11 protein-coding genes are annotated in these 12713 nt (G+C 69.6%); 9 read left to right on the top strand and 2 right to left on the bottom strand.

Annotated features, from left to right (window positions below):
- Positions 1-247 precede the first annotated feature (247 nt).
- From eccD to JGS22_RS00030, 6 genes are all read left to right on the top strand, one after another.
- Complete coding sequence (gene eccD, locus JGS22_RS00055) at positions 248-1717, top strand: type VII secretion integral membrane protein EccD (protein ID WP_216814789.1); 1470 nt, start codon at positions 248-250, stop codon at positions 1715-1717.
- A gap of 231 nt (positions 1718-1948) precedes the next feature.
- Positions 1949-2239 carry a 30S ribosomal protein S15 gene (rpsO, locus tag JGS22_RS00050; RefSeq protein ID WP_211042130.1) on the top strand — a complete coding sequence of 97 codons (291 nt, stop codon included), beginning with the start codon at positions 1949-1951 and terminating at the stop codon, positions 2237-2239.
- Positions 2240-2645: 406 nt separating this feature from the next.
- Entirely contained in the window at positions 2646-4883 is a 2238-nt protein-coding gene (locus tag JGS22_RS00045) for a polyribonucleotide nucleotidyltransferase (RefSeq protein ID WP_211042131.1), read from the top strand.
- Positions 4880-6283, top strand: coding sequence for a M16 family metallopeptidase (locus JGS22_RS00040; protein WP_211042132.1), 1404 nt, complete (start codon positions 4880-4882; stop codon positions 6281-6283). Before JGS22_RS00045 ends, JGS22_RS00040 begins: the two co-directional genes overlap by 4 nt.
- Positions 6284-6330: 47 nt before the next feature.
- The gene (gene dapB, locus JGS22_RS00035; protein WP_211042133.1) at positions 6331-7086 is read left to right on the top strand and encodes a 4-hydroxy-tetrahydrodipicolinate reductase; all 756 of its coding nucleotides are present in this window, start codon (positions 6331-6333) and stop codon (positions 7084-7086) included.
- An 8-nt stretch (positions 7087-7094) separates the two neighbouring features.
- Positions 7095-7535 carry a tetratricopeptide repeat protein gene (locus JGS22_RS00030; RefSeq protein WP_211042134.1) on the top strand — a complete coding sequence of 147 codons (441 nt, stop codon included), beginning with the start codon at positions 7095-7097 and terminating at the stop codon, positions 7533-7535.
- Between the two features lie 84 nt (positions 7536-7619).
- Here JGS22_RS00030 and JGS22_RS00025 read toward each other — a convergent pair whose 3' ends face one another.
- Both JGS22_RS00025 and JGS22_RS00020 read right to left on the bottom strand, forming a co-directional pair.
- Complete coding sequence (locus tag JGS22_RS00025; RefSeq protein WP_211042135.1) at positions 7620-8183, bottom strand: SCO5741 family PH domain-containing membrane protein; 564 nt, start codon at positions 8181-8183, stop codon at positions 7620-7622.
- Between the two features lie 244 nt (positions 8184-8427).
- Positions 8428-8670, bottom strand: a complete 243-nt coding sequence (locus JGS22_RS00020; RefSeq protein WP_211042136.1) for a hypothetical protein — start codon at positions 8668-8670, stop codon at positions 8428-8430.
- Positions 8671-8909: 239 nt separating this feature from the next.
- Between JGS22_RS00020 and thyX the strand changes: the two genes are divergently transcribed.
- The 3 genes from thyX to JGS22_RS00005 all read left to right on the top strand — a co-directional run bounded on the left by thyX (position 8910) and on the right by JGS22_RS00005 (position 12488).
- On the top strand, positions 8910-9602 hold the full coding sequence (gene thyX, locus JGS22_RS00015; protein WP_211042139.1) for an FAD-dependent thymidylate synthase: 693 nt from the start codon (positions 8910-8912) through the stop codon (positions 9600-9602).
- 188 nt (positions 9603-9790) lie between these two features.
- Positions 9791-10714, top strand: a complete 924-nt coding sequence (gene dapA, locus JGS22_RS00010; RefSeq protein WP_211042137.1) for a 4-hydroxy-tetrahydrodipicolinate synthase — start codon at positions 9791-9793, stop codon at positions 10712-10714.
- 88 nt (positions 10715-10802) lie between these two features.
- Entirely contained in the window at positions 10803-12488 is a 1686-nt protein-coding gene (locus JGS22_RS00005) for a ribonuclease J (RefSeq protein ID WP_211042138.1), read from the top strand.
- Positions 12489-12713 lie beyond the last annotated feature (225 nt).

Raw genomic sequence — 12713 nt, 5'->3', positions numbered from 1 at the left:
GGACCGCTCCCGTGTGTAGCGATCCCCCCGACCCACTGCCACCACCCACGTGTCACATACACCGCACTGGTACCGACAGACACGCGTCGATCGAAGTTGGCCCTGCCCGTGATCCTACTGACATGCAACAACACCCGGGGTGGGTGGGGCCGTTGCCCTGTCCGACGGTACGCTGACGCTCCGCCGCCGCACATCCCTGCAGGCGTTCGGACGACACCCAAACTTCAGGCCGAGGGGGCACCGCCAGGTGAGTACGACCGCAGGTACCGGCTTCTGCCGGGTCACCGTTGCCGCGCCGGACGCACGGATAGACGTGGCGCTGCCCGAGGACGTGCCGCTTGTCGATATCTATCCGGAGATCCTCCAGCTTTCCGGACAGTCACAGAATGAGGGAAGTCCGACCGGATATCACCTCGTTCGTCGTGACGGCACCGTGCTGGACGCCGGACGCTCCCTCGCGGAACAGCGCATTCTCGACGGAGATGTACTGCTGCTGCGGCCTTTCGCGGAATCGCTGCCGCCCGCGGTCTTCGACGATGTCTCCGACGCAGTCGCCTCCACCGTCCGCCGCGACCGCCGGCGCTGGAGCGACGACCTGATGAACCTCGCGGGGCTCACCGCCGGTGTGCTCCTGCTCAGCATGATGGCGTTCGTCCTGTGGTTCTCCAACCCGCTCGAGCGCGACATGCACAGCCTGGCAGGCATCATCGCCGGCGTGACCGGTGTCGCGCTCGTCGCGCTCTCCGGTGTACGAGCCCGGGTCTACGACGACCGCGGCTCCTCCATCGCCCTCGGCCTCGCCTCCCTCCCGCATCTGATGCTCGCGGGCTCCGGCGTCTTCGGCCTGGACGGCGGGGAGGGCCCCGGCCGGCTCCACCTGCTGGTCGGCTGCGTCGTCGTACTGATCGCCTCGGTGCTCCTGGTCGCGCTGCTGCCGCACGGCGACTCCCCGTTCGTCGCCGCCGCGTTCCTCGCCGCGGCCGGCACCGTGGCCACCTTCGTCGGCATCCTGACCGACGCGCCGCCGCGCGAGGTCGCCGCCGTCACCGCCGTCGTGGGCATCGCCCTGGTGGCCTGGCTCCCCGGCCTCTCCGCCCGCTTCGCACGCCTGCCGATCGGCTACCGCTCGCCCGACCAGATCGCCCAGGGCCGCGAGTACGACAGCAAGAACCAGAACCACGACGAGGCCGTCGACTTCCTGCGCATCGGCGCCCAGGCCCGCCGTGGCCACGAGCTGCTCCTCGGCCTGGTCGCCGGCTCCTCCGCGCTGGTCGCGATCGCCGCCGGCGTCATCCTCGGCTTCACCGACAACACCTGGGCCCAGCTGCTGGCGCTCTCCTGCGGTCTGGCGCTGATACTGCGCGCCCGACTCTTCGACTACACCTCCCAGGTCGCCTGCCTGATGATCGGCGGCCTGGTGACCATCCTGCTGCTGCTCCTGGGCATGACGCTCGACCCGCCCGTCGAGGCGCTCCAGTCGCTCTACCGGGACGGCGACAGCGGCCCGCTCAACGTCCACACCGTCTGGTTCGCCAGCAGTATCGCGATCGGCGCCGCGGTCATCGTCGGTGTCGGTCTGATCGTGCCGACCAAGGGCGTATCGCCGTTCTGGGGAAGGCTGTTGGACATGTTCGAGGGGCTGGTGCTGCTCTCGCTCCTGCCGCTCGCCCTCGCAGTGCTCGAGGTGTACGCGGCGGCCAGGTCGATGACGAGTTGACCCCGCCGGGCCCGGCTCCCGCCCGCCCGAGACCCCCGAACGGCCGCCCTCCGGCCTCGTGTACCCTGAGGGCGGCCGTTTGTGTACGCACCCCGGACCCGCCGAAGCGCGGAGATCCGGTGGAAGCGCCCAGCGCGCCCGCCTCCCGAGTTACGGAAGCTCCCCTGTGAACGAGACCAGGGGCACTCGAAGGCTGCCCCACCAGGGCAAACGACTCACCAAGGAGTACGCGTGTCGTCTCTCGATGCTGCCACCAAGACCAAGATCATTTCGGACTTCGCCACCAAGGAGGGTGACACCGGCTCCCCCGAGGTCCAGGTTGCCCTGCTCACCCAGCGGATCACCGACCTGACCGGGCACCTGAAGACCCACAAGCACGACCACCACTCCCGCCGTGGTCTGCTGCTGCTCGTCGGCCAGCGCCGCCGCCTGCTGCAGTACCTGGCGAAGAAGGACATCCAGCGCTTCCGTGCCCTGGTCGAGCGCCTCGGCATCCGCCGCGGTGCGGCCGGCGCCCGCTGAATGACATGCAGGGAGCGGTTCCCGACCGGGGACCGCTCCCTTCGTCGTACCTCGCTCATCCCGACGGGCCGCGCCGCCCCGGGAGCGGAACCTTTGTAGGCTGGTTCCAGCTCGTCACGAGGTACGGCCTCGGCCCGACGCAGGCGCACGCGCCGCACACGGGCCCGACGGACCGACGAGCACGGCAAGCACAACACCACCACTGACGGCAGACCGGACACATCGAGTCCCGGCCTGCACCACGAGGCGGAGCGCACCCCCTCGACGCCGGTCCTCGGTAGTGGCGCTCGGACACGCACACCGCGTCCGGGTGCTTCGATCGAAGACCGGCCCGCACCGGGGGCGCTCCACCGCTGAGGAGTCCGCGGCGACACGCGTCGCGGACACAGACGAGGAGAAACACCTAGTGGAGAACGAAACCCACTACGCCGAGGCCGTTATCGACAACGGTTCCTTCGGCACCCGCACCATCCGCTTCGAGACGGGCCGCCTGGCCAAGCAGGCCGCCGGCTCCGCCGTCGCGTACCTGGACGACGACACCATGGTGCTGTCGGCCACCACCGCGTCCAAGAACCCCAAGGACCAGCTCGACTTCTTCCCGCTCACGGTGGACGTCGAGGAGCGGATGTACTCCGCCGGCAAGATCCCCGGCTCCTTCTTCCGCCGCGAGGGCCGCCCCTCCGAGGACGCGATCCTCACCTGCCGCCTGATCGACCGTCCGCTGCGCCCCTCCTTCAAGAAGGGCCTGCGCAACGAGATCCAGATCGTCGAGACGATCATGGCGCTCAACCCCGACCACCTCTACGACGTGGTCGCCATCAACGCCGCCTCCTGCTCCACGCAGCTCGCCGGCCTGCCCTTCTCCGGCCCGATCGGCGGCACCCGTGTCGCGCTGATCAAGGGCCAGTGGGTCGCCTTCCCGACCCACAGCGAGCTGGAGGACGCCGTCTTCGACATGGTCGTCGCCGGCCGTGTCCTGCCCGACGGCGACGTCGCGATCATGATGGTCGAGGCCGAGGCCACCGAGAAGACCGTCGAGCTGGTCAAGGGCGGCACCCAGGCGCCGACCGAGGACGTCGTCGCCGCCGGACTGGACGCCGCGAAGCCCTTCATCAAGGCGCTCTGCAAGGCCCAGTCGGACCTCGCCGCCAAGGCCGCCAAGCCCACCGGCGAGTTCCCGATCTTCCTCGACCACCAGGACGACGTCCTGGAGGCGCTGTCCGCCGCCGTCCGCGACGAGCTGGCCCAGGCGCTCACCATCGCAGGCAAGCAGGAGCGCGAGAGCGAGCTGGACCGCGTCAAGGGTCTCGCCGCCGAGAAGCTGCTCCCGCAGTTCGAGGGTCGCGAGAAGGAGATCTCCGCCGCGTACCGCGCGCTCACCAAGCAGCTGGTCCGTGAGCGCGTCATCAAGGAGAAGAAGCGCATCGACGGCCGCGGTGTCACCGACATCCGCACCCTGGCCGCCGAGGTCGAGGCCATCCCGCGGGTGCACGGCTCGGCGCTGTTCGAGCGCGGCGAGACCCAGATCCTGGGCGTCACCACGCTGAACATGCTGCGCATGGAGCAGCAGCTGGACACCCTCTCCCCGGTGACCCGCAAGCGCTACATGCACAACTACAACTTCCCGCCGTACTCCACCGGTGAGACCGGCCGCGTCGGCTCCCCGAAGCGCCGCGAGATCGGCCACGGCGCGCTCGCCGAGCGTGCGCTGGTGCCGGTGCTGCCGACGCGCGAGGAGTTCCCGTACGCGATCCGCCAGGTCTCCGAGGCGCTGAGCTCCAACGGCTCGACCTCGATGGGCTCGGTCTGCGCCTCCACCATGTCGCTGCTGAACGCCGGTGTGCCGCTGAAGGCCGCCGTCGCCGGTATCGCCATGGGCCTGATCTCCCAGGAGATCGACGGCGAGACCCACTACGTCACCCTCACCGACATCCTCGGTGCGGAAGACGCCTTCGGCGACATGGACTTCAAGGTCGCCGGCACCCGTGAGTTCGTCACCGCGCTCCAGCTGGACACCAAGCTGGACGGCATCCCCGCCTCCGTGCTCACCGCCGCCCTCGGGCAGGCGCGCGACGCCCGGCTGCACATCCTCGACGTGATGAACGAGGCCATCGACGTCCCCGACGAGATGTCCCCGAACGCACCGCGGATCATCACCGTCAAGATCCCGGTGGACAAGATCGGTGAGGTCATCGGCCCCAAGGGCAAGATGATCAACCAGATCCAGGAGGACACCGGCGCAGACATCACCATCGAGGACGACGGCACCATCTACATCGGTGCCGCCGACGGCCCGGCCGCCGAGGCCGCCCGCACCACGATCAACGGCATCGCCAACCCGACGATGCCCGAGGTCGGCGAGCGCTACCTGGGTACGGTCGTCAAGACCACCACCTTCGGTGCCTTCGTCTCGCTGCTTCCCGGCAAGGACGGTCTGCTGCACATCTCGCAGATCCGCAAGCTCGCCGGCGGCAAGCGCGTGGAGAACGTCGAGGACGTCCTCGGTGTCGGCCAGAAGGTCCAGGTCGAGATCGCCGAGATCGACCAGCGCGGCAAGCTCTCGCTGATCCCCGTCCTGGAGGACGAGGACGGCGAGCAGGCCGAGGACTCCGCGGACGACTCGAAGGACGACGCCGCCAAGTGACGCACCCGTCCTTCCCGACGGCCCGTCCCACCGCACAGGTGGGGCGGGCCGTCGCCCGTCAGCCGCTCACCGGTACGCCCTCCGCCCAGACTCCGGTCGAGGGCAGGGACGGCGTCGGCACCGTCCGCAGAACCGTGCTGCCCGGCGGCCTGCGCGTGGTCACCGAGAGCCTGCCGTCGGTCCGATCGGCCACCTTCGGCATCTGGGCACACGTCGGTTCGAGGGACGAGACGCCCGCGCTGGCCGGGGCCACCCACTGTCTGGAGCACCTGCTCTTCAAGGGCACCGAGCGACGCAGCGCGCTGGACATCTCCGCCTCCCTCGACGCCGTCGGCGGTGAGATGAACGCCTTCACCGGCAAGGAGTTCACCTGCTACTACGCACGGGTCCTGGACACCGACCTCCCGCTGGCCATCGACGTCGTCTGCGACATGCTCACCGGTTCGCTGATCCGCGCCGAGGACCTGGACGCTGAACGCGGCGTCATCCTCGAGGAGATCGCGATGACCGAGGACGACCCCGGCGACTGCGTCCACGACCTCTTCGCCGCCACGCTCTTCGGTGACACTCCGCTCGGCCGCCCGGTGCTCGGCACCGTCGATTCGGTGACCGCGCTCACCCGCGACCGGCTCACCGCGTTCCACCGGGAGCACTACGACCCCACCAGGCTGGTCGTGGCCGCCGCCGGCAACGTCGACCACGACACCGTGGTGCAGCAGGTGCAGGCCGCGTTCGCGCGGGCCGGCGCCTCCACCGACCCGGAAGCCGTACCGCTGGCGCCGCGCGCCGGCAGCCTGCACATCCCGGCGCAGGGTCGCGTCGAGGTGGTGCGCCGCAGCACCGAGCAGGCACACGTCGTGATGGGAATGCCGAGCATCTCCCGCACCGACGACCGGCGTTGGGCGCTGTCGGTGCTCAGCGCGGCGCTGGGGGGCGGGATGAGTTCACGGCTCTTCCAGGAAGTGCGCGAGAAGCGCGGACTGGCTTACGCCGTGTACGCCTACAACTCCGCCTTCGCCGACTGCGGCCACTTCACCGTCTACGCAGGCTGCCGCCCGGGCCAGGTGTACGACGTGCTGCGTCTGTGCCGGGAACAGCTTCACGAGGTCGCCGGCAACGGACTGTCCGGCGAGGAGCTGCGCCGCGCAGTGGGGCAGCTCTCCGGTTCCACCGTGCTCGGGCTGGAGGACACCGGCGCGCTGATGCACCGCATTGGCAAGGGCGAGCTGTGCTTCGGCGACCAGCTGTCGGTGGACGACATGCTCGGCCGCATCGCGGCGGTCACCCCGGACGAACTGCGCGAGGTGGCGGCCGACATCCTGGAGCGCACCCCCTCGGTCTCGGTCATCGGCCCGCTGACGGACCGGCAGACCGCACGGCTCGACCGGATCGTCGCCTGACCACTCCCGTCCCCGCACCACCGGAACAGCGAAGGAACACCCACGAGATGAGCAAGCCGCGCGTCGCCGTCATCGGAGCCGGGGGCAGGATGGGCGCCGAAGCCGTACGGGCCGTGGAGTCCGCGGAGGACCTGGAGCTGGTCGCCGCGCTCGGTCGGGGCGACAGCCTGGACGCACTGACCGGGGCCGGCGCCGAGATCGCCGTCGAACTCACCCATCCCGACTCGGTGATGGAGAACGTGGAGTTCTGCGTCCGCAACGGCATCCACTGCGTGGTCGGCACCACCGGCTGGACCGACGAGCGCCTGGCGACCCTGCGCGAGCTGTTGCCCGGATCGCCGGGCACGGGCGTGCTCATCGCCCCGAACTTCGGCATCGGCGCCGTCCTGACCATGCGCTTCGCCCAGCAGGCGGCCAGGTTCTTCGAATCCGTCGAGGTCGTCGAGCTGCACCACCCGAACAAGGCCGACGCCCCGAGCGGTACGGCGGCCCGTACCGCGCAGCTGATCGCCGCCGCCCGGGAGGAGGCCGGCTGCCCGCCCCAGCCCGACGCCACCAGCACGGCGCTGGAGGGGGCCAGGGGAGCGGACGTGGACGGCGTACCCGTGCACGCCGTACGGCTGCGCGGCCTCGTCGCGCACCAGGAGGTCCTCTTCGGCGGTGAGGGGGAGATCCTCACGATCAGGCACGACTCGATGAACCGCGGCTCCTTCATGCCCGGAGTCCTGCTCGGCGTACGCCGGATCGCCCAGTCCCCGGGGCTGACCTTCGGACTCGAGCACTTCCTCGACCTGGACGGCTGAGCCCAACGATGCGAGCGAAGATCACCTACTTCGTCCTGGCCGCCCTGCTGCTGGTGTACTTCCTGCTGGTCGGCGGCCGGGGCGTGGCCCTCATCCGGCACGGCACCGCCGCGACCGTCGCCTTCGGCGTCGCGGTGCTGGTGCTGCCGCTGATCGGGCTCTGGTTCCTCTGGCACAGCACCCTCTTCGCCCAGCGGGCGGGGCAGCTGTCCAAGCAGCTGGAGGAGGAGGGCGGTCTGCCTGTCGACGAACTCGAGCGCACACCCAGCGGCCGTATCGACCGCGCCTCGGCCGACGCGGTCTTCACCCGCCGCCAGGCGGAGACCGAGGAACAGCCGGATGACTGGCGCAGCTGGTTCCGGCTCGCGGTGGCGTACCACGACGCCGGCGACACCCCGCGCGCCCGCAAGGCGATGCAGCACGCCATCACCCTGCACCGCCGACCCTGACCCAACGCGCCCGTACGCCCGGCTCCCCGAACGGCGCCGGCCGCCCCCGGGAGGCGGGCGTACGGGGTTCGCGCGCGGGGCTGCTCAGACGGACTCGGCCCGGTAGTCCTCCGCCCAGCTCTCCAGTACGTCAGCGGCCCGGTCGAATGCCGCGGGCTTCCCCAGGAAGTCCGCGCTGTGGTCGGAGAGCAACACCCGCAGCGGGTCGCCGTCGCGGCGGTGCACCACCAGAGCCTGGCCCTGCACCGTGCGCGGCAACCCGAGCCAGCGCACCGGCTGCTGCACGGTGCGCACCGCGGCAACACGGGTCCAGTCGAGCGTCGTGGTCCAGAAGAGGCCGACCTGACGGATCCCCTGGGAACTCACCCAGATCCCCACGCGCAGCATCCGCAATGAGCAACCGATCACCAGGACTCCGAGCGCCAGGCTCAGCCCGGCCGCGGGCAGACTGCCGGCAAGGGTGCTCAGCACCGCGGTCATCAGCAGGAACGCTGCCAGAAGCAGCAGCACCGCGGAGCGCGCCACCCGCCACGGCCCGGGGCGGTAGGGACGACGCCAGCGCCCCCGGTCCTCGTACGGCAGGGGGATGTCGGCGGGCTCGGACGGCGAGTGCAGCTCACGGTCGGCCGTCAGGAAGGGCATGGGCACGGCGGATCCTCGTTCACGGTCGCGATCTCGTGGCAGGCCGAAGCCTGTGACGGGTGAGGCTAGCGGTCCGCTCGCCGACTCTCCAGGCGGTCGGGCCGAAGCCCGCACCACCGTGCCACCTCAACGCCCACGGACGAAGCGCGACTTGACCGGGTACGCCCGATCACGACACCTCCGCGCGTCTGCCTCCCACCGGCCGCCCGCCGTACCCGACGAACTGCCCGTCCGCGCCCACGGACGGCGCTCAGCGCTCGTGCCCCGCCTGCTCCTGTTCCTGGATGCGCTCGCGCTGCTGCTCCGCGTCGAGCGCGGGCATCCCGAGCAGGAGCGAGCCGACCAGCCCGGCGACCACGACGAGTCCGGTCAGTGTCCGCCCGGCCACCTGACCCAGCGAGGCGCGCTCCCTGGGCGGCGGCGCGACGTTGTCCCGGAACTGCTCGCCCTCGGCGACGAAGGAGAACGGAACCCTCTCGGAACGCCTGAACATCTCTTACCTCTCCCCAACCACAACTTCCTGTGCTATGGGTTCAGACGAGCGAGCGATCCCGTTCGTTGCCCGTTTCCGGCAACGTTCTGGTCACACCGCCCGTTTCGTGTCACCCGATCGAGCGGGAGGCGGGCCGGGGCTGTCACCTCCCGGCCGTAGGCTGTACGCCGCACGCACCGCTCCACCTGGGAAGGACCCCACCGGTGACCGACGCCGACACTCCACGCTTCCGCAGTGACATGACCGTCGAGCTGGTCAAGCACACCGCCACCGACACGGACGTGCTCTGGGCGGCCCGGGTCTCCACGGCGGGGGAGCAGTCCCTGGAGGAGCTGGACAAGGACCCCGCGCGCTCCAAGGGCCTGATCAACTACCTGATGCGGGACCGCCACGGCAGCCCCTTCGAGCACAACTCCATGACCTTCTTCATCAGCGCCCCGCTGTTCGTCTTCCGCGAGTTCCACCGCCACCGCGTCGGCTGGAGCTACAACGAGGAGAGCGGGCGCTACCGGCAGTTGGAACCGGTCTTCTACATTCCGGACGCCGCCCGGAAGCTGGTGCAGCAGGGCCGTCCGGGCAAGTACGAGTTTGTCGAGGGCACTCCGGAGCAGCTGGAGCTGGTCGGGCGCAGCATGGCGGACTCCTACCGCCGGTCCTACGAGGCGTACCAGGAGATGCTGGCCGCCGGGGTGGCGCGCGAGGTCGCCCGTGCGACGCTGCCCGTCGGTCTGTACTCCTCCATGTACGCCACCTGCAACGCCCGCTCGCTGATGCACTTCCTCGGTCTGCGCACCAAGCACGAGCAGGCGAAGGTGCCGTCCTTCCCGCAGCGCGAGATCGAGATGGTCGCCGAGCTCATGGAGGAGCAGTGGACCAAGCTCATGCCGCTGACCCACGAGGCGTTCAACACCAACGGTCGCGTCGCTCCGTAGCGCGCCCTACCCGGCAGCGGGCGGCGAGTGCACGGATCGCGGTGTCCGAATTGCGGCTTTTCTCCATTTTCATCTAGGCTGAAGTCCGGACCCGGTACTGCCTGAACCCCCGAGCAGGCAGTACCGGGCTCCCTCATGACCTCCCCCGAGGGAGCGCCGAACAGCCTGCTGCGAGTAGCGTGGGATCCATGGCTCCGACCTCCACACCGCAGACGCCCTTCGGGCGGGTTCTGACCGCGATGGTCACCCCGTTCGCCGCCGACGGCGAACTCGACCTCGACGGCGCGCAGCGTATCGCTGCCCACCTGGTGGACGCCGGCAATGACGGCCTGATCGTCAACGGCACCACCGGCGAGTCTCCGACCACCACGGATGCGGAGAAAGCCGCGCTCGTGCGCGCCGTGGTGGAGGCGGTCGGTGACCGTGCCCACGTCGTCGCGGGCGCCGGGTCCAACGACACCCGGCACAGCCTGGAGCTCGCCCGCGCCGCCGAGGCCGCGGGTGCGCACGGACTGCTGGCCGTGACGCCGTACTACAACAAGCCTCCGCAGGAGGGCCTGCACCGGCACTTCACCGCGATCGCCGACGCCACCGAGCTGCCGGTGATGCTCTACGACATCCCTGGTCGCTCCGGTGTGCCGATCAACACCGAGACGCTCGTGCGGTTGGCCGAGCACCCGCGCATCGTGGCGAACAAGGACGCCAAGGGCGACCTGGGCAGGGCGAGTTGGGCCATCGCCACGAGCGGCCTCGCCTGGTACTCCGGCGACGACATGCTCAACCTCCCACTGCTCTCCGTCGGCGCCGTCGGGTTCGTCTCGGTGGTCGGCCACGTCGTCACGCCCGAGCTGCGTGCCATGCTCGAAGCCCACCTGAGCGGTGACGTCACCAAGGCGACGGAGATCCACCAGCAGCTGCTGCCGGTCTTCACCGGCATGTTCCGCACTCAGGGCGTGATCACGACCAAGGCGGTGCTGATGAGCCAGGGCCTGCCCGGCGGACCGCTGCGCCTCCCCCTGGTCGAGCTCACCGACGAGGAAGCTGAGCAGCTCCGTCGCGACCTGACCGCCGGTGGCGTACGCCTGTCACCCGCAGACTCCACAACTGCATAGCGAACGACCCACAACTGCAAGCGCACAAAGATCGCACGCGCCACGGCCCCTTGGACGGGTGCGTGGCGTGTGCGGTGAGGAGAGTCTTTTGAGTCACCCACACCCCGAACTCGGCCCGCCGCCCAAGCTGCCCGAGGGCGGTCTGCGCGTCACACCGCTCGGCGGCCTGGGCGAGATCGGCCGAAACATGACCGTCTTCGAGTTCGACGGCCGTCTGCTGATCATCGACTGCGGCGTTCTCTTCCCCGAGGAGGAGCAGCCCGGCATCGATCTGATCCTGCCCGACTTCACCACTCTGCGGGACCGCCTCGACGACATCGAGGGCATCGTCCTCACACACGGCCACGAGGACCACATCGGAGCCGTCCCCTATCTCCTCCGGGAGAAGGCGGACATCCCGCTGATCGGCTCCAAGCTGACGCTCGCCCTCATCGAGGCGAAGCTCCAGGAGCACCGCATCCGGCCGTACACGCTGGAAGTCGAGGAGGGGCACCGCGAGCGGATCGGCCCCTTCGACTGCGAGTTCGTCGCGGTCAACCACTCCATCCCCGACGCACTCGCCGTGGCCGTGCGCACTCCCGCCGGTCTCGTCGTCCACACCGGCGATTTCAAGATGGACCAGCTGCCGCTCGACGGGCGGCTCACCGACCTGCGCACCTTCGCCCGCCTGGGCGAGGAGGGCATCGACCTGCTCCTGTCGGACTCCACCAACGCGGAGGTCCCCGGCTTCGTCGCGCCTGAGCGGGAGATCTCCCAGGTGCTGCGCCAGGTGTTCGCCGACGCCCAGAAGCGCGTCATCGTGGCGAGCTTCGCCAGCCACATCCACCGCATCCAGCAGATCCTGGACGCCGCCCACGAGTACGGCCGCCGCGTGGCCTTCGTCGGCCGGTCGATGGTCCGGAACATGGGCATCGCCCGTGACCTCGGCTATCTGAAGGTGCCCGGCGGCCTGGTGGTGGACGTCAAGACGCTGGACGACCTCCCCGACCACGAAGTCGTTCTGGTCTGCACCGGTTCCCAGGGCGAGCCGATGGCCGCGCTCTCGCGGATGGCCAACAGGGACCATCAGATCCGGATCGTCCCCGGCGACACGGTGATCCTGGCCTCCTCGCTGATCCCGGGCAACGAGAACGCGGTGTACCGCGTGATCAACGGACTGACGCGCTGGGGCGCACACGTGGTGCACAAGGGCAATGCCAAGGTGCACGTCTCCGGCCACGCCTCGGCGGGCGAACTGCTGTACTTCTACAACATCTGCCAGCCGAGCAACCTCATGCCGGTGCACGGTGAATGGCGCCACCTGCGCGCCAACGCCGAGCTGGGCGCGTTGACGGGTGTACCGCACGATCAGGTGGTCATCGCCGAGGACGGCGTGGTGGTCGACCTCGTCGAGGGCAAGGCAAAGATCGTCGGCAAGGTCCAGGCCGGCTATGTGTACGTGGACGGCCTCTCGGTCGGTGACGTCACCGAGACCGCCCTGAAGGACCGTCGCATCCTGGGCGACGAGGGGATCATCTCGATCTTCGTGGTGGTCGACAGCTCGACCGGGAAGATCACTGCAGGTCCGCACGTCCAGAGCAGGGGATCCGGCATCGACGACGCGGACTTCACCGCTGTCATCCCGAAGCTGGAGGAAGCCCTCAACCGCTCTGCACAGGATGGCGTGACCCAGGTGCACCAGCTCCAGCAGCTCGTGCGCCGCACGCTGGGCAAGTGGGTGTCGGACAACTACCGCCGCAGGCCCATGATCCTGCCCGTGGTCGTCGAGGTCTGACGACCCCTCAGCAGCCGGGAACCGGAGCGGGGCCCTCGATTTGCAATCGAGCGCCCCGCTCCAGTACGTTTACGAACCCGTCGACGGGGCCGCGCCGCAGACACTGCGAGCAGCCTGGCTCCGAGGGGCAAACCAGATCCACATCTTCCGATGCGGAACGGTGCGCCCGGCGACGGACGGGCTTTCAACCGCCCGCAGAGCAGATTCGATCCGATGGAAATCGGG

Origin of the sequence: Streptomyces tardus (genome assembly GCF_018101125.2) — a bacterium.
In the GTDB taxonomy this organism is placed as follows: domain Bacteria; phylum Actinomycetota; class Actinomycetes; order Streptomycetales; family Streptomycetaceae; genus Streptomyces; species Streptomyces tardus.
Note: the sequence above shows the minus strand (reverse complement) of the source record. Positions and strands in the feature narration are given on the sequence as shown.

Bases quoted from the DNA above. Each gene is read 5' to 3' on its own strand.
- dapB (WP_211042133.1), top strand. From the start codon at position 6,331: ATGAGCAAGCCGCGCGTCGCCGTCATCGGAGCCGGGGGCAGGATGGGC.
- JGS22_RS00030 (WP_211042134.1), top strand. From the start codon at position 7,095: ATGCGAGCGAAGATCACCTACTTCGTCCTGGCCGCCCTGCTGCTGGTG.
- JGS22_RS00020 (WP_211042136.1), bottom strand. From the start codon at position 8,670: ATGTTCAGGCGTTCCGAGAGGGTTCCGTTCTCCTTCGTCGCCGAGGGC.
- thyX (WP_211042139.1), top strand. From the start codon at position 8,910: ATGACCGTCGAGCTGGTCAAGCACACCGCCACCGACACGGACGTGCTC.
- dapA (WP_211042137.1), top strand. From the start codon at position 9,791: ATGGCTCCGACCTCCACACCGCAGACGCCCTTCGGGCGGGTTCTGACC.